22 protein-coding genes and 1 riboswitch are annotated in these 20219 nt (G+C 68.8%); of the genes, 2 read left to right on the top strand and 20 right to left on the bottom strand.

Annotated features, from left to right (window positions below; translation table 11 throughout):
* Positions 1–8 precede the first annotated feature (8 nt).
* The 8 genes from BM172_RS11360 to thiL form a co-directional block, all read right to left on the bottom strand.
* Complete coding sequence (locus tag BM172_RS11360) at positions 9–1322, bottom strand: ABC transporter permease (RefSeq protein WP_026633589.1); 1314 nt, start codon at positions 1320–1322, stop codon at positions 9–11.
* Positions 1323–1499: 177 nt separating this feature from the next.
* Positions 1500–2216: an ABC transporter ATP-binding protein gene (locus BM172_RS11355; RefSeq protein ID WP_026633590.1), complete on the bottom strand. Its 717-nt coding sequence runs from the start codon at positions 2214–2216 to the stop codon at positions 1500–1502.
* A gap of 39 nt (positions 2217–2255) precedes the next feature.
* Complete coding sequence (locus tag BM172_RS11350) at positions 2256–3527, bottom strand: efflux RND transporter periplasmic adaptor subunit (RefSeq protein WP_026633591.1); 1272 nt, start codon at positions 3525–3527, stop codon at positions 2256–2258.
* Positions 3528–3701: 174 nt separating this feature from the next.
* Positions 3702–4274, bottom strand: a complete 573-nt coding sequence (locus BM172_RS11345; protein WP_051548328.1) for a hypothetical protein — start codon at positions 4272–4274, stop codon at positions 3702–3704.
* Between the two features lie 113 nt (positions 4275–4387).
* Positions 4388–4603 (bottom strand): hemin uptake protein HemP, encoded by a 216-nt coding sequence (gene hemP, locus BM172_RS11340; protein ID WP_026633592.1) that lies wholly within the window; start codon positions 4601–4603, stop codon positions 4388–4390.
* A gap of 122 nt (positions 4604–4725) precedes the next feature.
* Positions 4726–5694: a potassium channel beta subunit family protein gene (locus tag BM172_RS11335; RefSeq protein WP_026633593.1), complete on the bottom strand. Its 969-nt coding sequence runs from the start codon at positions 5692–5694 to the stop codon at positions 4726–4728.
* Between the two features lie 83 nt (positions 5695–5777).
* On the bottom strand, positions 5778–6278 hold the full coding sequence (locus tag BM172_RS11330) for a phosphatidylglycerophosphatase A family protein (protein WP_026633594.1): 501 nt from the start codon (positions 6276–6278) through the stop codon (positions 5778–5780).
* A complete protein-coding gene (gene thiL, locus BM172_RS11325; RefSeq protein WP_026633595.1) occupies positions 6275–7249 on the bottom strand; it encodes a thiamine-phosphate kinase in 975 nt (324 codons plus the stop codon). Before thiL ends, BM172_RS11330 begins: the two co-directional genes overlap by 4 nt.
* Positions 7250–7392: 143 nt before the next feature.
* On the opposite strand from thiL, the gene BM172_RS11320 reads away from it, so the two are divergent.
* On the top strand, positions 7393–7866 hold the full coding sequence (locus BM172_RS11320; protein ID WP_035322364.1) for a nuclear transport factor 2 family protein: 474 nt from the start codon (positions 7393–7395) through the stop codon (positions 7864–7866).
* 39 nt (positions 7867–7905) lie between these two features.
* Here BM172_RS11320 and BM172_RS11315 read toward each other — a convergent pair whose 3' ends face one another.
* The 7 genes from BM172_RS11315 to BM172_RS11285 form a co-directional block, all read right to left on the bottom strand.
* Positions 7906–8439: a GNAT family N-acetyltransferase gene (locus BM172_RS11315; RefSeq protein ID WP_026633597.1), complete on the bottom strand. Its 534-nt coding sequence runs from the start codon at positions 8437–8439 to the stop codon at positions 7906–7908.
* Complete coding sequence (nusB, locus tag BM172_RS11310) at positions 8439–8885, bottom strand: transcription antitermination factor NusB (RefSeq protein WP_026633598.1); 447 nt, start codon at positions 8883–8885, stop codon at positions 8439–8441. The genes BM172_RS11315 and nusB overlap by 1 nt, the downstream gene beginning before the upstream one ends.
* Positions 8885–9346: a 6,7-dimethyl-8-ribityllumazine synthase gene (ribH, locus tag BM172_RS11305; RefSeq protein WP_026633599.1), complete on the bottom strand. Its 462-nt coding sequence runs from the start codon at positions 9344–9346 to the stop codon at positions 8885–8887. The genes nusB and ribH overlap by 1 nt, the downstream gene beginning before the upstream one ends.
* Before the next feature lie 44 nt (positions 9347–9390).
* On the bottom strand, positions 9391–10350 hold the full coding sequence (gene ldcA, locus BM172_RS11300) for a muramoyltetrapeptide carboxypeptidase (RefSeq protein ID WP_026633600.1): 960 nt from the start codon (positions 10348–10350) through the stop codon (positions 9391–9393).
* Between the two features lie 82 nt (positions 10351–10432).
* Positions 10433–11524, bottom strand: a complete 1092-nt coding sequence (ribBA, locus tag BM172_RS11295) for a bifunctional 3,4-dihydroxy-2-butanone-4-phosphate synthase/GTP cyclohydrolase II (RefSeq protein WP_026633601.1) — start codon at positions 11522–11524, stop codon at positions 10433–10435.
* Positions 11525–11702: 178 nt separating this feature from the next.
* The gene (locus BM172_RS11290) at positions 11703–12347 is read right to left on the bottom strand and encodes a riboflavin synthase (protein WP_026633602.1); all 645 of its coding nucleotides are present in this window, start codon (positions 12345–12347) and stop codon (positions 11703–11705) included.
* A gap of 128 nt (positions 12348–12475) precedes the next feature.
* A riboswitch (FMN riboswitch) is annotated at positions 12476–12663 on the bottom strand.
* Between the two features lie 92 nt (positions 12664–12755).
* Complete coding sequence (locus tag BM172_RS11285; RefSeq protein WP_026633603.1) at positions 12756–13658, bottom strand: LysR family transcriptional regulator; 903 nt, start codon at positions 13656–13658, stop codon at positions 12756–12758.
* A 90-nt stretch (positions 13659–13748) separates the two neighbouring features.
* Between BM172_RS11285 and BM172_RS11280 the strand changes: the two genes are divergently transcribed.
* Entirely contained in the window at positions 13749–14759 is a 1011-nt protein-coding gene (locus BM172_RS11280; protein WP_026633604.1) for a zinc-dependent alcohol dehydrogenase family protein, read from the top strand.
* A 243-nt stretch (positions 14760–15002) separates the two neighbouring features.
* Here BM172_RS11280 and BM172_RS11275 read toward each other — a convergent pair whose 3' ends face one another.
* The 5 genes from BM172_RS11275 to glyA all read right to left on the bottom strand — a co-directional run bounded on the left by BM172_RS11275 (position 15003) and on the right by glyA (position 20022).
* Positions 15003–16025 (bottom strand): Gfo/Idh/MocA family protein, encoded by a 1023-nt coding sequence (locus BM172_RS11275; RefSeq protein ID WP_026633605.1) that lies wholly within the window; start codon positions 16023–16025, stop codon positions 15003–15005.
* Positions 16022–16864 (bottom strand): phytanoyl-CoA dioxygenase family protein, encoded by an 843-nt coding sequence (locus BM172_RS11270; RefSeq protein ID WP_026633606.1) that lies wholly within the window; start codon positions 16862–16864, stop codon positions 16022–16024. Before BM172_RS11270 ends, BM172_RS11275 begins: the two co-directional genes overlap by 4 nt.
* An 82-nt stretch (positions 16865–16946) precedes the next feature.
* Complete coding sequence (ribD, locus tag BM172_RS11265; RefSeq protein WP_026633607.1) at positions 16947–17999, bottom strand: bifunctional diaminohydroxyphosphoribosylaminopyrimidine deaminase/5-amino-6-(5-phosphoribosylamino)uracil reductase RibD; 1053 nt, start codon at positions 17997–17999, stop codon at positions 16947–16949.
* Between the two features lie 107 nt (positions 18000–18106).
* Positions 18107–18625 carry a transcriptional regulator NrdR gene (nrdR, locus tag BM172_RS11260; protein ID WP_026633608.1) on the bottom strand — a complete coding sequence of 173 codons (519 nt, stop codon included), beginning with the start codon at positions 18623–18625 and terminating at the stop codon, positions 18107–18109.
* Positions 18626–18768: 143 nt separating this feature from the next.
* Positions 18769–20022: a serine hydroxymethyltransferase gene (glyA, locus tag BM172_RS11255; RefSeq protein ID WP_026633609.1), complete on the bottom strand. Its 1254-nt coding sequence runs from the start codon at positions 20020–20022 to the stop codon at positions 18769–18771.
* Positions 20023–20219: the final 197 nt, after the last annotated feature.

The following is a 20219-nucleotide window of genomic DNA, read 5'->3' as shown; positions in this document are numbered from 1 at the left end:
GCCTCGGGTTAATTGGACTTGAGCTGCCAGGCCGGCTGCACCTGAGCGGCGCGCCAGGTCGGGTAGAACGCCGCGATCACCGTGGCCAGGATCGCCACCAGCAAGGTCAGCAGCACCAGCGGAACGTCGAGCTTGGCCAGGCGCGCCACCTGCGGATCGAAGATCAGCGAGATGCCGTATACGCCCACGCCGGTCAGCAGCAGGCCGAGCAGGCCGCCGGCCAGGCCGACCGCGCTCGCCTCGATCAGGAACTGCGTGTAGATCTCCCTGCGCGAGGCGCCCAGGGCGCGGCGCACGCCGATCTCGGAGGAGCGGCGCATGAACTTGGCCAGCAGCAGGCCGATGGTGTTGACCAGGCAGATCACCAGGAAGCCCAGTGCGACCAGCAGCGAGATCTTCGCCTCCGGCGGCACCACCTTCTGGTAGTCCAGCCACTCGACCACATTGCGCAGGCGGGTATTCGGCGCCCACTTGAAGCGGCCGGCGCGCTGTTGTTCGGCCGCATAGCCGTTGAGATAGCTGCGGTAGGCGTCGGCTTCGGCCTTGCTCGGCAGCTCGGCCCAGAAGCCCAGCCACACGCATTCCGAATGCAGCCAGTTGTCCCAGCCGGTGCCGGGATCCTTGTTGCAGTTGTTGTTGCCGTTGGTCGACACCTTCAGCTCGATCATGCGGGTGAACGGCACGAACAGCTGGGTCGGATCGTCGAAACCGCCGGTATTCACCGCGTCGAAGAACAGCGGCTGCGGGTCCCAGTGGTCCATCACGCCGACGATGCGGTAGCTGCGGCCGTCCAGGTTGATCTCGCGGCCGACGCTGTTCTCGCCGCGGAACAGCTTCTCGTTGAGCTGCTGGCCGATCACGGCGACCTGGGCGTGCGCGTCGTCGTCCGCCTGGGTCCAGCCGCGGCCGTACTTGAACGGGATGTCGAACATCGGGAACGCATCGGCGTACACGCCGTAGGTGTTCTCGCGGAACGGCAGCTGGCTGGCGTCCGCCGGCACGATGGACAGGCCGGCCGGATACAGCGCGGTCTGGCGCTTCGCCTTGTGGTCGCGCATCAGGCCGATCGCGTCGGTGTAGCTCATCGCGCGCGGCGGCTCACCCTGGTTCTGCTGCGCGTCTTCCGGGCCCCAGTTGTCGATCTGCGGCACGAACAGCTGCGAGGACTTCTGCGGGATCGGGTTGTTGGAGGTGGCGCGGAACACCGAATAGGTAGTCATCGACGCCGCCACGCCGAAGCCGATCGCCATCACCATCAAGGCGGTGAGCAACGGATTCTTGCGGAGACTGCGCAGGCCGAGCTGGAAGTAGTAGGCGAACATGGAGGCGTCCGATGAGTAGATCAGTTCCCAATTCCGAATCCTTCTCCCCGTTCACAAATTTTGTGTACGGGGAGAAGGTGGCGGCAGCCGGATGAGGGTTCGGGTGAAGCGCAACGCTCCACTCCGCCCGTACCCTCACCCCAACCCCTCTCCCGGTGGGAGAGGGGCTTTAAAGCTTTATGCAGGCGCGCCGGCGCGCGCCTGCTGCTGGTGAAAGCGCGGGTCTTCCGCCAGGTCGACCACCTGGCCGTCGATGACGTGCACGTTGCGCTGCGCGCGCGTGGCCAGTTCCGGATCGTGGGTGACCATCACGATGGTGGCGCCCTCGCGGTGGATCTCCTCCAGCAGCTCCATCACGCCGCGGGCCATCTGGGTGTCCAGGTTGCCGGTCGGTTCGTCGGCGAGCAGCAGGCGCGGCGAGCCGGCCAGTGCGCGGGCGATCGCCACGCGCTGCTGCTGGCCGCCGGACAGTTCCGCCGGGTAGTGCTTGGCGCGCGAGGCCAGGCCCACGCGCTCCAGCGCGTCCATGATGCGCTGCTTGCGCTCCAGCGCCTTCATGCCGCGATAGCGCAGCGGCACTTCGACGTTGTCGTACACGTTGAGATCGGGGATCAGGTTGAAGGCCTGGAAGATGAAGCCGATCTTCTCGTTGCGGATCTTGGAGCGGGCGTTGTCGTTGAGGTTGCTCACCTCCACGCCGTCCAGGTGGTATTCGCCGCCGGTGAAGGTTTCCAGCAGGCCCGCGATGGTGAGGAAGGTGGTCTTGCCGGAGCCGGACGGGCCGGTCACGGCGACGAACTCGCCTTCCTTCACGTCGATGTTGAAATCGCGCAGCGCGTAGGTCTCCACCACTTCGGTGCGGTAGACCTTGGACAGGTGGGTCATCTTGAGCATGGTTGTGTCGTCCTTCGGTAAGGGTGCAGTGGTGGTAGGTCAGCGGCTGATGGCGACGCGCGCCGCATTCTTGAAGCTGTCGGTGCCGGAGATCACGATGCGGTCGCCTTCCTTCAGGCCGTCCAGGATCTCCACCTTGTCGATGCTGCTGGCGCCGACGCGGATCGGGTGCTTCTCGGCGATGCCGTCGCGCACGATGTAGGCGTAGGCGCCGCCGGATTCGTCGACGAAGGAACCGCGCTGCACGGCCAGCACGTTGTCGCGACGGTCCAGCAGGATGCGCACGGACAGGCGCTGGTTCTGGCGCAGCTGCTTGGGCGTGTCGCCCTCGAAGCGCAGGCGGGCGGCCACTTCGCCGTTCACCACTTCGGGCGAGATGGCGCTGACCAGGCCCTTCCAGGTATTGCCGTTGCCGCTGATCTCGCCGCCCATGCCGATGCCCAGGTCGCGGGCGAAGCTTTCCGGCACCTTCATTTCCACTTCGAGCTTGCTCAGGTCGATCACGCTGAGCAGCTGTGCATCCTTGGCCACGGTGGCGCGTTCGGCGATGAACAGCTGGCCGACCTGGCCGTCCACCGGCGACTTCACGTCGAGTTCGTCGACCTGTCGCTGCAGGTCCTTTACCAGCAGCACCTGGCGGTCGTGGGCGAGCTTCTTCGACTTGATGTCGAAGTCGAGGCTGGCGCCGTCGTTGGAGAGATCGGCCTTGGCATGCTCCAGGGTGATGCGCGCCTTCTCGACGTCGTCCTTGGCCTTGTCCACGTTCATGCTGGGCACGGCGCCCTGGCCGAAGGCCTTCTGGTAGCGCTGCAGGTCGCGCTGCGCGCTGGTCTGGTCGATCTGCGCGTTGTCGTAGGACTTCTGCAGTTCGCCGCGCTTCTTCTTGGCGTCGATCTGCGAGCGCAGGTAGTCGACTTCCATCGCGTCGGCGGCGCTCTGCTCCTGCGCCAGCTTGTTCATCAGCTCGGGGCTGTCGATGCTGGCCAGCACCTGGCCCTTCTTGACCACGTCGCCGGCGTGCACCTTCAGCGTGACCGCGCCGCCGTAGGTGGCGTACAGGGTCGGGCTGACCGCCGCGACCACCTTGCCCTCGGCGGCGATGTCGCGCACGAACAGGCCGCGCTCGACCGTGCCGAAGGCAAGACGCGAGCCGCTGACCGAGGCATCGGCGGAGAACAGGCGGCTGGCCTGCGGCAGCACGAGCGCCAGCACGGCCACCGCGGCAACGCCGGCTCCAATGAAGATGAGCTTGCGCTTGCGGCTGGGCTTGACCTCGACCAGGCGGTCTTGAGCAGAAGTATCGCGAATCATGATCGGTCCCTGGCCACGGACATGTGTGGCCCCTGGACCGGTATCAGCAAGCGCTGTGCCAACCGCCAGGACGATCGATTCGGCTTGTTTTTCAGCGAGTTGGCGTGGGCACCCGGGAGGGGCGCGCTGTCCGCGGACAGACCGACGGACAGGCGGACAAGTGTCCGGACACGCTTACGCGAGGCGGCCGATCTCCAACGCCTCGGCGCGCACCACTTCGCGCGCGATGCCTTCTCCCAGCACCGAAAGATGTGCGGCGTCCCTGCCGCCGAGCACGTCCATATTGCCCAGGCGCCGCTGGGTGAAATGCAGCAGGCGCGCGTCGGCGGCGCGGAACGGCCGCTGCACGCGGCGGAAGGCGGGCGCGCCGGCAAGGGTGCCGGCGCTGAGCAGCACGTCCCAGGCCAGGTAGTCGGTGTCCGGCAGCAGATGCAGCCGCGCGCGCAGGCGGCCGCTCGCGTCCACGCATTCCAGCCATTCGCGCGGGCCGTCCGCGCCGATCAGGCAGGACGCCAGCAGCCATTCGGTGTGCAGCAGCGGCGCCAGGTCCTCGCTTTCGGCGAGCCAGCCGCGCGCGGGATGCTCCGGCGAGGCTTCGCCGCGCATCGGCAGGTACAGCACCGTGCCGAGCAATGGCAGCCGCGCGGCGAGCGCGGACGGCGCCACGCGCAGCCAGCGCGGCTCGCAGGAGGGTGCACGGGAATGCGGACAGACCGCGGCGAGGGTATGGGCCAGCCAGCCGAACATGGCGCGCTCCTTGGCGGAGGAGACCCGGCTGGCGCGATGCGGGAGGGCAGCGCGGTGCTGGCGATAGGCCTGGATTGAGAACGATGCCGGCGCGGGGCCGGACGACGACGGACTTACTTGGTCAGGATCAGCTTGTCGTTGCGGGTCAGCCGCAGGTGGTACTCGCTGCCCTGGTGGGTGATCACCAGTTCGCGCTCGCCGGCGAGCAGGGACTGGCTGGAGATGCGGCGCGCACCGGGCTCGTCGGCGGCCTGGGCTTTCAGGCGCAGCAGGCCGAGGGGTCGCGACAGCAGGTCGGCCGGGGTGGAAAGGACGGCAGGGTTGGACATGAGCAGGCTCCGCTGTGGTCAGAGGCGGAGTTGATGATAATCGTTCTCATTTACCTGTCAACGGCCAGATCGTGAACATGCCGGGGCAGAACGCCGCGCCCTGCCCCGGCGCCGTCGAACGGTCAGGCGACGGCCTGCTCCACCCGCGCCAGCACGTCCGGCGTCAAGCGGGGCAGCAGGCGCAGCACGTCGAGGTTGTGTTCCAGCTGCTCCAGGCGACTGGCGCCCAGCATCACCGTGGACACATGCGGGTTGACCAGGCACCAGGCGATCGCCAGCTGCGCCTGGCTCACGCCGAGCTCGGCCGCGATCGGCGCCAGCCGCCGTACCTTGGCGATGCGTTCGCCGCCCTGCTCCAGCACCGCCTGGCGCAGCCATTCGTAGCCGGGCTGGGCCAGGCGCGCGTCGTTCGGCACGCCGTCGTTGTACTTGCCGGTAAGCAGGCCCGAAGCCAGCGGCGACCAGATCGTGGTGCCCATGCCGTAGTCGCGGTACAGCGGCGCGTATTCCTGCTCGACCCGCTCACGATGCAGCAGGTTGTATTCGGGCTGTTCCATGCTGGGCGCATACAGATGGTTCTCGCGCGCCACGCGATGCGCCTCGCCGATCAGTCCGGCCGGCCATTCGCTGGTACCCCAGTACAGCACCTTGCCCTGGCGCACCAGCAGATCCATCGCCGCGACGGTCTCCTCCACCGGCGTATCCGGATCGGGGCGATGGCAGAAATACAGGTCCAGGTGATCCACGCGCAGGCGCTGCAGCGCCTGGTGGCAGGCCTCGAGCACATGCTTGCGGGACAGGCCGCGCTGGGTCGGCAGCGGATTCGGCCGCGCGCCGAAGAACACCTTGCTCGACACGCAGTAGCTGTCGCGCGGGAAACGCAGGTCGGCCAGCACGTCGCCCATCAGCGTCTCCGCCACGCCGTGGTTGTACACCTCGGCGTTGTCGAAGTAATTCACGCCATGGTCGTGCGCCATGGCCAGCATGTCGCGCGCCAGCGAACGACCCACCTGCTGGCCGAACGTGACCCAGGCGCCGAAGGACAATGCCGAGAGCTGCAGGCCGCTCTTGCCGAGACGACGGTATTGCATGGGGAAGCTCCTTCCAGGATGGCTATCGCGGCGAGCATGCCAACTCGCCGGCGAGGCGTCCAACCCGGCGAAGATCGGCAACGCTAACGCAGCAACGCCAGCCCGACGCCCAGCACCACCGCGGCGAACACGCCCGCCACCACGTCGTCCACCATCACGCCGAGGCCGCCCTTCAGGTGCCGGTCCAGCCAGCCGATCGGCCAGGGCTTGCCGACATCGAACAGGCGAAAGAGCGCGAAGCCGGCCAGCACCGCCCACCACGGCGCCAGCAGCGCCGGCACCAGCGCGATCCACTGGCCGACGAACTCGTCCCAGACCAGGCTGCGGTGATCGTCCACGCCCAGCGCGCGGCCGGCGACGTTGCAGGCCCATACGCCCAGCGCGAAGGCCAGCACCGCCGCCAGCGCATACAACGGCAGCGGCAGCTGGCGCAGCAGCAGCCATGGCAGCAGCGCCGCGAGCGAACCGAAGGTGCCCTGCGCCTTGGGCGCGAGACCGGAACCGAAGCCGCAGGCGATCCAGCCGGCCAGCGATGACGTGAGGCGGCCGCGCTGTTCGGGAGTAAGGATTTTCTTGTCACTCATGCGGCGAAATGATCCCAGCCCTGGCGCGCCGGCTCCAGCCATGCGCCGTCTTCGCCGCGCACCCGCACGCCCTCGCCTTCGACGATGCGGCCGATGCGCGCGGCGCCGCAGCCCAGGCGCGCCAGGTCCGCCTGTACTTCCGCGGCGCGCGCGGCGGGTACGGTGAAGCACAGCTCGTAGTCGTCGCCGCCGCCCAACGCGAAATCGCGCGCCGAGCCATCGTCGAACAGACCCAGCAAGGCCGACGAACGCGGCAGCAGCGCGCTTTCGATCTCCGCGCCGACGCCGCTGGCCGTGCAGATATGGCCGAGATCGGCGACGAGTCCGTCCGACACGTCGAGGCAGGCGCTGGCGCGCTCGCGCAAGGCCAGGCCCGCGGCCACGCGCGGCGTCGGGCGCTGCAGGCGCTCCACCAGATAGTCGGCCAGCATGCCGTCCGCGCCGCCGTGCTGCAGCAGATGCAATCCCGCCGCCGCATCGCCCAGCGTGCCGGTGACCATCACCACATCGCCCGGCTTCGCCCCGGCCCGGCGCAGCGCTTTGCCTGGCGGCACGAAGCCATGCACCGCCACGCTGACGGCGAGCGGACCGCTGGTGGTGTCGCCGCCGACCAGCGCCAGCCGATGCGGCTGCGCCAGCCGCGCGAAGCCTTCGGCAAACTCGTCGACGAAACGCTGCCGCGCCTGCGCGTCGCCGCCGCGCGGCATGGTCAGCGCCAGCAGCGCCCAGGCCGGCGTGGCGCCCATCGCGGCGAGGTCGGACAGGTTCACCGCCAGCGCCTTCCAGCCCAGGTCAGCCGGGGCGGTGTCGCGCAGGAAGTGCACGCCTTCGACCATGGTGTCGATCGCCACCGCCAGCTCCTGCCCTTCCGGCACGGCCAGCAGGGCGGCATCGTCGCCTATACCTAAGCGCACGTCGTCGCGCCCCTGCGCGGTGCGCTCGCGGATGCGGTCGATCAGGCGGAACTCCATGGCGATCCTGCAGCAGCCGGCAACAGCGGCAAGCAGACCATCCGCACCCCGCGCATGCAAGCGCCGACCCTGCCCTTAGTCATGCGGGCGGCTGCCGGGCGCGTCGCTAGAATCGGCCGGACTACCGTCACGGAGGTCCGCCCATGCACGTCCGTCGTTCTTCGCTGCCGCTCGCCGCCTGCGCCGTGCTGGCGATCGCTCCGCTACACGCCGCTACGCCCGAAGACCATGCTTCGGAGAAGCAGGCAGTACTCACCCCGTTCCAGACCCTGCTCGACGGCATCGGCAAGCGCGATCACGAGATGATGCGCTCCGCCCTGCTGCCCGGCGGCATGATCACGCTCACCCGCGCCGACAAGACCCAGCAGCTGCATTACGACGCGTTTATCGAGCACATCCCCGCCACCGGCACGCAGAAGCTGGAAGAACGCATCCACGATCCGCTGGTGAAGATCGACGACAACATCGCGGTGATCTGGGCGCCGTACGAGTTCCTGGTCGACGGCAAGGTCGATCACTGCGGCACGGATATCGCGCATCTGGTGAAGCAGAATGGGAAGTGGTTGATCGCGGGGATTGCCGATAACGGCCGCAAGGACTGCGCACCCGCAAAATAGTCCGGCGCAGGTTGGGGCGAGCCTGCGGCTCACCCCAACCTACCTTGTGAAAACGATGGTCGGCGCGCCGTGATAAACGCTGCGCCGCCACTCGCGGAAACCCGCGCGCTCAGCGACGCGGATCGACGCCAGATTCTCCGGCGCGATAATGCACACCGCGCGCATCTGCGGCAGCTTTTCAGCAGCCCACGCCGTCGCCGCAGCCACCGCCTCGCTCGCATAGCCCTTGCCATGCACGGCCGGCGACAGAATCCAGCCGAACTCCAGCATTCCGGCCAGCGAAGGATCGAGCTCGCGGCGGAAATCGGCGAAGCCGATATCGCCCACATAGCGGCCGCCGTCCTTCTCCTCCACGGCCCAGAAGCCGTAGCCGAGCATGCTCCACAGCCCGCGCCAGGACAGCATCCGGCGCCAGACTTCTTCGCTGGTGAACGCGCGGCCACCGAGGAAGCGTGTGACTTCGGCATCGCCCCACACCGCCGCGCAGGCGGCGTGGTCTTCCGGACGGTGCCCGCGCAACCGCAGCCGCGCGGTTTCCAGCACCGGCACGTCGCTGGCCGGCGCGACGGCCATCAGCCGCGTTTCTCCACCTGGCGCAGCTGCATGGCGAGCTTGTCCAGCACGCCGTTGACGTAGCTGTGGCCGTGGTCGGCGCCGAAGCGCTTGGTGACCTCGATCGCCTCGTTGATGATCACGCGGTACGGCACGTCAGGTCGGTACTTCAGCTCGTAGGCGGCCATGCGCAGCGCGGCGCGCTCGATCGGGTCGATCTGCTCGATCTCGCGATCGACGTAGGGCTTGAGGCTTTCGTCGATGGCGGCGAGGTTCTTCTCCACGCCGTGCAGCAGGTCCTCGAAGTAATCGAGGTCGGCCACTTCCATGTCCTGCTCGTGCTGGAACTGTTCGATCACCGCCTTCATGGCGCTGCCGCCGATCTGCCAGGCGTACAGCGCCTGCAGCGCGCGGCGGCGGGCGCGCGAGCGCGCGGCCAGGTCGATGCCGTCCGGACGCGGGCTCATCACAGCTTCCCGTACAGGTTGACCATCTCCAGCGCGGCGATGGCGGCGTCGGCGCCCTTGTTGCCGGCCTTGGTGCCGGAACGTTCGATCGCCTGCTCGATGCTGTCGGTGGTCAGCACGCCGAACGACACCGGCACGCCGGAGCCATAGGCCGCACCGGCCAGGCCCTTGGCGCATTCGCCGGCGACGAAGTCGAAATGCGGGGTGGAACCGCGGATCACCGCGCCCAGCGCGATGACGGCGGCGTACTTGCCGGAATGGGCCAGCTTGTGGCCGGCCAGCGCGATCTCCCAGGCGCCCGGCACGCGGACCAGGTCGATCGCCTCGTCCTGCACGCCGTGGCGCACCAGGGCGTCGCGCGCGCCGGCCACCAGGGCCTCGACCACGAAGCCGTTGAAGCGGCCGGCGACGATGGCAAAGCGGCCCTTGGGCGTGGAGAAATCGCCTTCGATGATGTTCATGGGTATGCGTTTCCTGGGCGTAAGGCCCGTGTGGGCCAGGTATTTTACGGAATTTGGGGCAGCGTGCCCGGATCGGGCCGGGACTCGGGTCCGGTCAGGTGGGGGTAGCCGCCGAACGACAGCACGGCTTCGCCGCCGGCCACGCGCAGGCGGGCCGCGGCGCCGAACGGCAGGGTGAACTTGTCGGTCTCGTGGCCGAACGGCAGCCCGCGCACCACCGGCACCCGCGCCACCCGGCCGATCTGCTCGAACGCGGCGGGGACGTCGTAGCCGTTGTCGTAGGCGGCCGGCCGGCAATGGCTGAAATGGCCCAGCACCAGCGCGCGCTGGCGGTCCAGCACGCCGGACAGGTGCAGTTGGTACAGCAGCCGCTCGATCCGGTACGGCGGCTCGCCCACGTCCTCGACGAACAGGATGCCGCCGTCGATCCGCGGGAAATACGGCGTGCCGAGCAGGCTGCACAGCACGGCGAGGTTGCCGCCCCACAGCGGACCTTCCACGTCCAGCTCGCCCGGCGTGGGCGTGGTCCAGATCGCGGTGGACTGCGGCGCGGCCACGGTGCGCCAGAAATGCTCCCACATCAGCGGATGCAGTTCCGGCGCGCCGAAATCGGCGCCGAGCATGGGGCCGCCGAAAGTGACCAGCCCGCTCTGCGCGTGCAGGGCCAGCTGGATCGCGGTGAAGTCGCTGTGCCCGACCAGCACGGTGGCGGTGCCGGCCAGGCGCTCGCGCAGCGCGCCGTAGTCGAGCTGCTCCAGCAGGCGCGTGGCGCCATAGCCGCCGCGGATGGCCAGCACGATGTCCGGCAGGTGCTCCGCGCTGGCCAGCGCGTTGAGATCGGCCACGCGCTGCTCGTCCGAACCGGCATAGCGCAGCTCGGTGCGCTCGAGTACGTCCAGGCCTTCCAGCGTGCAGCCGGCGGCCTGCAGCCGCGCCACCGCGCGCTGCATGGCGGCGCGGTCGTGGGGATAGCCGGAGGGAGCGATCAGGCGGATCGAGGTCATGGCGTCAGCGGTCGTTGGCGAAGCGGGCAGTATGCCGCGCGCGCCCTGGCCGCCAGGTGGCGGCGCACGGGCGCGGGCCGGATCACACGTGCTCGACCACCTCCAGGCCGAAGCCGCCCAGGCCGACCAGCTTGCGCGGCGTGCCCAGCACGCGCAGGCGCTGCACGCCCAGGTCCGCCAGCATCTGCGCGCCGAGACCCAGCTGGCGCCATTCCTGCTGCTGCGCTTCTTCCGGCTCCTGCGCGGCGGGCTGGCGGTTGAGGCGGCGCAGCAGTGCTTCGGGCGTGTCCTCGCCGGACAGCACCAGCAGCACGCCGCGGCCTTCGTCGGCGATGCGGCGCAGCGCGGAGGTCACCGTGAGGCCGAGATCCTCGCGCTGCAGATGCAGCACGTCCGACAGCGTGTTGCGCACGTGCACGCGGGTCAGCACCGGCGCGCCATCGTCCACCGCGCCGCGCACCAGGGCGAAATGCAGGCCGCGGCGGATCGCATCGCGGTAGGCCACCAGATGGAACGGACCGAATTCGGTCTCGACCTGTTCTTCGTGCACGCGTTCGACGGTCTTCTCGGTTTCCAGGCGATAGCGGATCAGGTCGGCGATGCTGCCGATCTTCAGTCCATGCTTGCGCGCGAAGATCTCCAGCTCCGGCCGGCGCGCCATCGAGCCGTCCTCGTGCAGGATCTCGATCAGCACCGCCGACGGCTCCAGCCCCGCCAGCGCGGCGAGGTCGCAGCCGGCTTCGGTATGGCCGGCGCGGGTCAGCACGCCGCCCGGCTGCGCGGTGAGCGGGAAGATGTGGCCGGGCTGCGAGAGATCCTGCGGCCTGGCGTCGGACTTGACCGCCACCTGGATGGTGCGCGCGCGGTCGTGCGCGGAGATGCCGGTGGTGACGCCTTCGGCCGCCTCGATCGAGACGGTGAAGTTGGTGTGGTACGGCGAGGTGTTGTCGCTGACCATCGGGCGCAGGCCCAGCTGGCGCGTGCGCTGCTCGGTCAGCGTCAGGCAGACCAGGCCGCGCGCCTCGCGCACCATGAAGTTGATGTCCTCCGGCCGCACCATCTGCGCAGCCATGATCAGATCGCCTTCGTTCTCACGGTCCTCGTCGTCAAGGATCACGACCATGCGGCCGGCGCGGATGTCTTCGAGGATTTCGGGGATGGTGTTGAAAGCCATAGGGGATCTCAGTGAAATTCGTTAGTACGCCAACCTGCAAGGTGGAATCCTTCTCCCTCCGGGAGAAGGTGGCGGCAGCCGGATGAGGGTGCGGGCGGAGCGGTGCACATCACTTCCGCGCTCCGCCCGAACCCTCACCCCAACCCCTCTCCCGGAGGGAGAGGGGCTTTCAAAAGCCTCACGCGAAGCCGTGCTTCTTCAAGAAATCCTCATCCAGCCGCGGCGACCCTTCGCCCCCGCCGATCAGCCGCTCCACATAGCGCGCCACCACATCCACCTCCAGGTTCACCGCATCGCCCGGGCGGCGCGCGTGGAATACCGTGTGTTCCACCGTGTGGGGGATAAGGTTCACGCCGAAGCGCAGGCCGTTGACCTCGTTCACGGTGAGGCTGGTGCCCTCGATGCAGATCGAGCCCTTGGCGGCGATGTAGCGCGCCAGGTTGGCCGGTACCTCGAAGGTCCAGCGCTGCGAGCGGCCGTCCGGCGCGATCGAGACCACCTTGCCGACGCCGTCGACGTGGCCGGATACCAGGTGCCCGCCCAGGCGGTCGGCCAGGCGCAGGGCTTTCTCCAGGTTCACCGGGTCGCCGGCCTTGAGCTTGCCCAGGGTGGTGAGCGCCAGGGTTTCGTTGGAGACGTCGGCGCTGAAGCCGCGCGCTTCCAGCGTCACCGCGGTGAGGCAGACGCCGGAGACGGCGATGCTGTCGCCGAGCTTCACGTCGGCCAGGTCGAGATCGGCGGTATCGACGTACAGACGCACGTCGCCGCCGCGCGGTTCGAGCCGCGCGATGCGGCCCACGCTCTGGATGATTCCGGTGAACATCAGCGCACCTCCTGCACGGAGGCGGCGGTCGGGCTGTCGATGTGTTTCATGAAACGTTTCCCGCATCAAAGGTCAGCGAAAAACGCCCCAAGGCGCATGGCAGGCGCACACCGCGAGGGCGTCCGCCGTACCGTCTTCTCTCATCCGGACTTTCCGGCAACGGGTGAAGGTTGCCGACCGTCGGCTCCGGCATCGGACCGGATCTGCTGACCTTCCGCTCAGAGAGCGAAAGCGCTCGCGGGCTTGTGTCGGAGACCCTTGCGGGCCTCGTCCACCTACCGCCGGTGGGGAATCGCACCCCGCCCTGAAGACGTCGTAGTGGTTGTCGCCGGGTCGCCCCGGCCGCGGGAGTCTAGCACCGGCCGGCGTTTCCCGGGACGGACGCTGCGTGCGCCTTGCAGACGCAACCTAAAGCTCGGAGGAGAGGAAATCGATCAGCGCACGCAGGGCAGGCGCCCGGTCCGCGCCCGGCAGCCAGACCAGCTGGATGGGCGACGTGCTCAGTTCCCACTCCGGCAACACCCGCGCCAGTTGCCCGGCCGCCACCAGCGGATCGGCCATGTAGTCGCCCTGGATGCCGATGCCCACGCCGGCCAGCAGCGCCTCACGCGTGGCCATCGAGTCGTTGCAGCTCAGCACCGGATCGATGCGCACCGAGCGCCGCCGCCGGCCCTGGCTGAACTGCCACAGCGTGCCGGTGCGCAGGCCGCTGAAGGCGACGCAGCGGTGCGCCTTCAGTTCGGCCGGATCGTGCAAGGCCGGCGCCGCGGCGAGATAGGACGGCGCCGCGCACAGATAACGCCGCATGCTGCCCACCTGCCGCGCCACCAGCTGCGAATCGGCCAGCCGGCCCACGCGCAGGGCCAGGTCGATGCGGCCGGCGACCAGGTCGACATAGGCGTCGTCGTATACCGCCTCGATGCGGATCTGCGGGTGCCCGGCCAGGAAGCGCGCCAGCACCGGCGCCACGCACAGGCGCCCGTACGCACCCGGCAGATGCACGCACAGCCGCCCCGCCGGCTCGCCGCCCTGCGGCCGCAGCTCCGCCGCCATCGCCAGCATCACCGCGTCCAGCCGCTCGCAATGCGCCAGCAGCTGCTCGCCGCGCGGCGTCAGCGTCACCCGCCGGGTGGTGCGCAGGAACAGCTTGCCGCCGACGGCTTCCTCCAGCGCGGCGATGCGCCGGCTCAGCACTGATGGCGTGCAGCCGGCTTCGTGCGCCGCGCGCGAGAAATTCAGCAGCCGCGCCGCGATGGCGAAGCCACGCAGCTCGCGCAGGCGATTGGGGGTGAGCTCGAAGGATTGATTCATGGAGCGAATAAAAGATATGCGATGTGGACGGATTATCGCCACATCCTCCCAGAGCCACCATGGCGCCCATCGACCACCCAGGAGCCCGCCATGCGCACCTACCAGCTCACCCAGTTCGGCCCCGAACACCTGTCCCTCGTCGAGCAGCCCGCTCCCCGCCCCGGCCCCGGCCAGGTGCTGGTGAAGATGGAAGCGGCCTCGCTCAACTTCCGCGACCACCTGATGGTCAACGGACAGCTCTATCGCGACGTGCCGCTGCCGATGACGCCGGTGTCCGACGGCGCCGGCACGGTGCTGGAGGTCGGCGAAGGCGTCACCCGCTTCAAGCCCGGCGATCGTGTCAGCACCTTCTACAAGGCGCGCTGGCTGGCCGGCGGCATGCGTCCCGAGTGGGAAGGTGCGGACCTGGGCGGCCCCGGGCCGGGCGCGATGCGCGAGCTGGCCTGCTACGACGCCTATGCGCTGGCCCGTGCGCCCTCGCATATGAACGCGCTGCAGGCGGCGACCCTGCCGATCGCCGCGCTCACCGCATGGACCGCGCTGGAGCAGGCCCATCTCAGCACCGGCCAGAGCGTGCTGTTGCTGGGCACCGGCGGCGTGTCGCTGTTCGCCTTGCAGTTGGCGAAGGCGCGCGGGGCGAAAGCGATCCTGCTGTCGTCCAGCGACGAGAAGCTGGCGCGGGCCAAGGCGCTGGGTGCCGACGTCGGCATTAATTACGCCAAGTTGCCCGAGTGGGGCGCGGCGGTGCGCGAAGCGAACGGCGGGCGCGGCGTCGATGCAGTGATCGAGACGGTGGGCGCGTCAACCTTCGCGCAGTCGGTGGAGGCGGTGGCGATGCACGGCTTTATCGGCATCGTCGGCTTCATGGGCGGCCGCGAAGCCGCGCTGCCGCTGGTGCCGGCCATTCTCAAGCGCGTACGGCTGCAGGGCATCTCGGTCGCCTCGCTGGAAGAGCACGAGCGGATGGTGCGGGCGCTGGAGGCAATCCGGCTGGAGCCGGTGATCGATGCGGTGTACGGATTTGGGGAGTTGCGCGAGGCGTTTGCGGAGATGGCGGGCGGGAAGCAGTTCGGCAAGATTGCGATCGATTTCGGCAAGTAACCCTCAACGCACGACGTGGAATCCTTCTCCCTCCGGCGACCCGAAGGTAGTCCCCGTGGGAGAGCACGCGGGGAGCGCCCATGGATGTGCGCGGCTCTGAGGAGCGAGGAAGGTGGCGGCAGCCGGATGAGGGTACGGCCGGAGCGGTGCACATCACCCTTGCGCTCCGGCCGTACCCTCACCCCAACCCCTCTCTCCCACGGGGACTACCTTCGGGTCGCCGGTGGGAGAGGGGCTTCGGGCTCATGCACCGATCGTCTGCCCCGTCTTGCGCCGATACGCCCGCAACACCTGATCCATCACCCACGTAGTGCGCGCGCCGCTCTCCGCCGTCGACGGACACACACCCTTCTCGCCGCGCAACTCCCGCACGATCGTCTCGATCAACGGCTGTTGGATATGCGCAGGATTGGCCACGCGATGCTCGCGCACGCCCTCCTTCGTCTCCACCACGATCGGCCCATCGCCAAACGTGGCGAAGCGCATGTTGCCCTTGTCGCCGATCACTTCGATGCAGTCGTGATGCCTGTACGCATCGAAATTCCACAACCCCGTCCCCAGCACCCCGCTGTCGAAGGCGAACGACATCGCCACCGTATCCTCCGGCGGATACGCGCCGAGCTGGTTGCCGGCTCGCCCTTCCGCCGAAACGATCGGCCCGAACAGCCAGTCGAGGATATCCAGCGTGTGGCAGCCGATATCCATGAACACGCCGCCGCCGGAGATCTCCGGCAGCACATGCCAGGGCAGCTTCGCGCGATCGTGATAGCGCGGATGATGCGGCTCGTACAGCACCGTGTTGACCACCCGCGGGTTGCCGATCGCCTGCTCGCCGAACAGCAGCTCGCGCACCCGGTGGAAGCGCGGCAGCATGCGCCGGTAATAGGCGACGAACACCGGCACGTTCGCCTCGCGGCCCGCGCGCAGGATCGCCTCGCATTCGGCGTGATCCAGCGCCATCGGCTTTTCCACGTATACCGGCTTGCCGGCGGCGATGCTCATCAGCGCGTACTGCTTGTGCGTCGACGGCGGCGTGGCGACATAGACCGCATCCACCTCGGCATCGGCGATCAAGGCGGCCGCATCGTCATACCAGCGCGGCACACCGTGGCGCTGCGCGTAATCCTTCGCCTTGGCGCCGTCGCGCCGCATCACCGCCACCAGCGCGGAATGCGGGGCCTGCTGGAAGCCGGGGCCGCTCTTCACCTCGGTGACGTTGCCGCAGCCGATGATGCCCCAACGGATCGGTTTCGCTTCGCCGCTCATCGGATCTCGAATTCCTTGCTGATGAATTGCTGGTGCCAGGCGTGGTACTGGTCCACTTCCGGATGGCGCGCGCGCTCGGCGATGTGTTCTTCCAGCGCCGTGCGCACCGCGGGCGCCAGGCTCGCCAGATACTCCGGCGTGTACTCGCGATGGTCCAGCACGCCGAAGTGGCAGGTCGGCGCATGCAGCCGCGAATGGAAGCCCAGGTGGATGGTGATGCGCCGCTGCGCCAGCACGCCGGCATAGCCGCGGTGCACCGCATAGTTGTTGTAGAACACCGCCTGGCCTGGCCTGAGCACCAGCTGGATGCCGTTGGCGAGTTCCGGTTGCGCATCGACCGGCGCGATGCGCGGGTCGGTGCCGAAGATGCGCCGCTCGGCCTCGTCGTACGGACGGCGGTGGCTGCCCGGCACGATCCACAGGCAGGGATCGTCGGTCAGCGGGATGTTCACCTGCACATAGTTGTAGCGATAGTCGTCGCTGAACCAGTGCGGGTCGATCTGCTCGTCCGGCACCTGCATCAGGTCGCGGTGCCAGCCCTGGCGATAGTCCACGCCGGCATCGGCATAGAACAGCGAGGCGCCGTCGATCACGATGCCTTCGCCTAGCAGGTCCGCCGCGATGGCGCGCAGCGCCGGCTGGCAGATCACCTCCTGGATCGTGCGCACGTCCTTGCCCGGCTGCAGGAACTGCAGGTTCATCATGCGGCCGCGCTCGCCGCGCTCGCTGCGTGCACGCTCCACGGCGTCGGCGTAGCGCGCGACCGTGTCCGCGTCCAGCGCATCGCGGATCACATAGCCTTGGGTACGGAACTGTTCGCGCTCCGCCGCGGTAAGCATGCAGCGCACTCCTGGTGTGCCATCGGCGCTGGAACGCCGCATTGGCCGGCGATTCTGGGCGCCGCCTCGCGGGCGGTCAATCTCAGGCGGGACGCAGGATCAGCCGCAGGTCCTGGCCCAGCATGCGCTGGTCGAGCACGCGCAGGTTCCAGCGCGCGCCCATGTCCTGCAACAGCGGCAGCTGCAGCAGCGGCCGCGCGGCATCGCCCAGCAGCAGCGGCGCGACGTAGAGCAGCAGCTCGTCCGCCAGGCCTGCCGCCAGCAGCGCGCCGCACAGGGTGGGGCCGGCTTCGACGTGCAGTTCATTGCAGCCGCGCGCCGCCAGCAGGGTCAGCGTGGCGGCGAGGTCGAGGCCGCCGTCCGCTGCCGGCACGACGGCGCGATCGACGTCCTGCAGATGCGCAGGCACCGCCGCGCCCTCCGCATGCAGCAGCAAGGTCGGCGCGCTGCCATCCAGCACATGGCTGCCGGCCGGCGTGCGCAGCTGGCGGTCGAGCACCACGCGCAGCGGCGGCGCGAACGGCTGGTCGATGCGTGCGGTAAGCCGGGGATCGTCGGCCAGCACCGTGCCGCTGCCGGCCAGGATCGCCGAGCTGCGCGCACGCCAGCGCTGCACATCGGCGCGCGCGGCCTCGCCGGTGATCCACTTGGATTCGCCGTTGGCCAGCGCCGTGCGGCCGTCCAGGCTCATCGCCAGCTTGACGCGCACCCAGGGCCGGTTGCGCTCGATGCGGCTGAAGAAGCCGACGTTCAAGGCGCGCGAGGCCTCGCGCATCAGGCCGATGTCGACGGCGATGCCGGCGTCGCGCAGCTTGCCGAGGCCCCGGCCCGCCACCTGCGGGAACGGATCCTCGGCGGCCACCACCACGCGCGACACGCCCGCGGCCACCAGCGCATCCGCGCAGGGCGGCGTGCGGCCGTGGTGGGCGCAAGGTTCAAGGGTGACGTAGGCGGTGGCGCCGCGGGCGCGTTCGCCGGCCGCGCGCAGCGCGAACACTTCGGCATGCGGTTCGCCGGCGCGGGGGTGGAAGCCTTCGCCTACCACCTCGTCGCCATGCGCGATCACGCAACCGACGCGCGGATTCGGCTGCGTGGTGAACAGGCCGCGCTCGGCCAGGCGCAGGGCCTGCGCCATCAGGACGTGATCGGTCGGAGTGAAACTGGACATGGCGTCCCGTCGATGGATGAGAGCGGCGTGCTGGGACGAAACAGTCTATGCGAAGCGGCGCCGACGCCGCGCCGTTATTTCTTGCCGCGCCGCGCGCCCGCCTCGCCCAGCAGCGACAGCTGCAGGCTCTCCAGGCCCGGCAGGTCGCGTTCGAGCTTTTCGATTTCCTCGCGGAAGGCCTGCACGTCCTCGAACTTGCGGTAGACCGAGGCGAAGCGCACATAGGCGACCTGGTCGAGCTTCTTGAGCTCGCGCATCACCAGCTCGCCGACCTGGCGCGACGGCACTTCACGCTCGCCGCTCTTGCGCAGGTCGTTGACGATGGTGCGCACCGCCACGTCCACCGCGTCGCTGGCCACCGGCCGCTTCTGCAGGGCGCGCTCGAAGCTCACGCGCAGCTTGCGCTCGTCGAAGGTCTCGCGGCGCTCGCCGCTCTTGACGATGGCCGGCAGCTTGAGCTCGGCGGTCTCGAAGGTGTTGAAGCGTTCGCCGCACTGGGGGCATTCGCGTCGCCGGCGCACCGTGGTGCCGTCGTCGGCCAGACGCGAATCGATCACACGGGTGTCTTCATGCTGACAAAAGGGGCAATGCATGGGGCGCCATTAGACGTTCAGTTGGGCCGCCATACAACCCGGCGCCCTTCCGACAGAGCCGGAAGGGGCCAGGATGGCGAGGCTGCGCGCAACGACCGGCCCCTTTTCCGGATCGTCGCGCGACCGCCAGCAGCGGCGATGGATCAGCCGTAGACCGGGAACTTATGGCACTGCGCGGTGACCTGCTCGCGCACCTTGGCCAGCACGGCCTCGTCGTTCGGCGCGTCCAGCACATCGCAGATCCAGCCGGCCAGCGCGACCACGTCGGCCTCCTGGTAGCCTCGCGTGGTGACCGCCGGCGTGCCGATGCGCAGGCCCGAAGTGACAAACGGCTTGCGCGGATCGTTCGGCACGGCGTTCTTGTTGACCGTGATATGCGCCTTGCCCAGCGCCTCTTCCGCGTCCTTGCCGGTGACCTCGCGGCCGATCAGGTCGACCAGCATCAGGTGGTTCTCGGTGCCGCCGGAGACGATCTTGTAGCCGCGCTCGATGAAGGTCTTCGCCATCGCCTTGGCGTTCTTCACCACCTGCTGCTGGTAGCTCTTGAACGACGGGTCCAGCGCCTCCTTGAAGGCCACCGCCTTGGCGGCGATCACGTGCATCAGCGGGCCGCCCTGGATGCCGGGGAACACGATCGACTGCAGCTTCTTTTCGATCTCTTCGCCGGCGTCCTTTGCGACGATGATGCCGCCGCGCGGGCCGCGCAGGGTCTTGTGGGTGGTCGAGGTGACCACGTGCGCGTGCGGCAGCGGGCTGGGATACACGCCCGCGGCAATCAGGCCGGCGACGTGCGCCATGTCGACGAACAGGTAGGCACCGACCTTGTCGGCGATGGCGCGGAAGCGCGCCCAGTCCATCACCTGCGAGTAGGCGCTGAAGCCGGCCACGATCATCTTCGGCTTGTGCTCCAGGGCCATGCGCTCGACTTCGTCGTAGTCGACCAGGCCCTGCTCGTTCACGCCGTACTGCACGGCGTTGAGGATCTTGCCGGAGAGATTGACCTTGGCGCCGTGGGTGAGGTGGCCGCCGTGGGCCAGGCTCATGCCCAGGATGGTGTCGCCCGGATTGAGCAGGGCGAAGTACACCGCCTGGTTGGCCTGCGAGCCGGAATGCGGCTGCACGTTGGCATAGGTGGCCCCGAACAGCTCCTTCAGGCGCTCGATGGCGAGGCGCTCGGCCACGTCCACGTATTCGCAGCCGCCGTAGTAGCGCTTGCCCGGGTAGCCTTCGGCGTACTTGTTGGTCAGCACGCTGCCCTGGGCCTCCAGCACGCGCGGGCTGGCGTAGTTCTCGGAGGCGATCAGCTCGACGTGGTCTTCCTGCCGGCGCGCCTCGTCGGCCATGGCCTGGGCCAGCTCGTCGTCGAAGCCGGCGATCGTCTCGTTCTTGGCAAACATCCTGACCTCTGCGGGTGGCGGCGGGGAGTGGAAGCCGGAAATTGTAGCGCCCGGGGGGTTTGGGGGCCACCTTAGGAAGGGTCGGAAACCGCATACCGGCGCGTGTCCGGGCCTCTGTTCCTGCCCGGGAATCCTTCTCCCGTCGGGAGAAGGTGGCGGCAGCCGGATGAGGGTACGGGCGGAGCGGAGCACATCAC

The organism is Dyella marensis, assembly GCF_900112865.1.
Classification (GTDB): Bacteria; Pseudomonadota; Gammaproteobacteria; order Xanthomonadales; family Rhodanobacteraceae; genus Dyella_D; species Dyella_D marensis_A.
Note: the sequence above shows the minus strand (reverse complement) of the source record. Positions and strands in the feature narration are given on the sequence as shown.

Excerpts from the sequence above, each read along its gene's own strand:
- BM172_RS11360 (WP_026633589.1), bottom strand. The coding sequence starts at position 1,322 with ATGTTCGCCTACTACTTCCAGCTCGGCCTGCGCAGTCTCCGCAAGAAT.
- BM172_RS11355 (WP_026633590.1), bottom strand. The coding sequence starts at position 2,216 with ATGCTCAAGATGACCCACCTGTCCAAGGTCTACCGCACCGAAGTGGTG.
- BM172_RS11350 (WP_026633591.1), bottom strand. The coding sequence starts at position 3,527 with ATGATTCGCGATACTTCTGCTCAAGACCGCCTGGTCGAGGTCAAGCCC.
- BM172_RS11345 (WP_051548328.1), bottom strand. The coding sequence starts at position 4,274 with ATGTTCGGCTGGCTGGCCCATACCCTCGCCGCGGTCTGTCCGCATTCC.
- hemP (WP_026633592.1), bottom strand. The coding sequence starts at position 4,603 with ATGTCCAACCCTGCCGTCCTTTCCACCCCGGCCGACCTGCTGTCGCGA.
- BM172_RS11335 (WP_026633593.1), bottom strand. The coding sequence starts at position 5,694 with ATGCAATACCGTCGTCTCGGCAAGAGCGGCCTGCAGCTCTCGGCATTG.
- BM172_RS11330 (WP_026633594.1), bottom strand. The coding sequence starts at position 6,278 with ATGAGTGACAAGAAAATCCTTACTCCCGAACAGCGCGGCCGCCTCACG.
- thiL (WP_026633595.1), bottom strand. The coding sequence starts at position 7,249 with ATGGAGTTCCGCCTGATCGACCGCATCCGCGAGCGCACCGCGCAGGGG.
- BM172_RS11320 (WP_035322364.1), top strand. The coding sequence starts at position 7,393 with ATGCACGTCCGTCGTTCTTCGCTGCCGCTCGCCGCCTGCGCCGTGCTG.
- BM172_RS11315 (WP_026633597.1), bottom strand. The coding sequence starts at position 8,439 with ATGGCCGTCGCGCCGGCCAGCGACGTGCCGGTGCTGGAAACCGCGCGG.
- nusB (WP_026633598.1), bottom strand. The coding sequence starts at position 8,885 with ATGAGCCCGCGTCCGGACGGCATCGACCTGGCCGCGCGCTCGCGCGCC.
- ribH (WP_026633599.1), bottom strand. The coding sequence starts at position 9,346 with ATGAACATCATCGAAGGCGATTTCTCCACGCCCAAGGGCCGCTTTGCC.
- ldcA (WP_026633600.1), bottom strand. The coding sequence starts at position 10,350 with ATGACCTCGATCCGCCTGATCGCTCCCTCCGGCTATCCCCACGACCGC.
- ribBA (WP_026633601.1), bottom strand. The coding sequence starts at position 11,524 with ATGGCTTTCAACACCATCCCCGAAATCCTCGAAGACATCCGCGCCGGC.
- BM172_RS11290 (WP_026633602.1), bottom strand. The coding sequence starts at position 12,347 with ATGTTCACCGGAATCATCCAGAGCGTGGGCCGCATCGCGCGGCTCGAA.
- BM172_RS11285 (WP_026633603.1), bottom strand. The coding sequence starts at position 13,658 with ATGAATCAATCCTTCGAGCTCACCCCCAATCGCCTGCGCGAGCTGCGT.
- BM172_RS11280 (WP_026633604.1), top strand. The coding sequence starts at position 13,749 with ATGCGCACCTACCAGCTCACCCAGTTCGGCCCCGAACACCTGTCCCTC.
- BM172_RS11275 (WP_026633605.1), bottom strand. The coding sequence starts at position 16,025 with ATGAGCGGCGAAGCGAAACCGATCCGTTGGGGCATCATCGGCTGCGGC.
- BM172_RS11270 (WP_026633606.1), bottom strand. The coding sequence starts at position 16,864 with ATGCTTACCGCGGCGGAGCGCGAACAGTTCCGTACCCAAGGCTATGTG.
- ribD (WP_026633607.1), bottom strand. The coding sequence starts at position 17,999 with ATGGCGCAGGCCCTGCGCCTGGCCGAGCGCGGCCTGTTCACCACGCAG.
- nrdR (WP_026633608.1), bottom strand. The coding sequence starts at position 18,625 with ATGCATTGCCCCTTTTGTCAGCATGAAGACACCCGTGTGATCGATTCG.
- glyA (WP_026633609.1), bottom strand. The coding sequence starts at position 20,022 with ATGTTTGCCAAGAACGAGACGATCGCCGGCTTCGACGACGAGCTGGCC.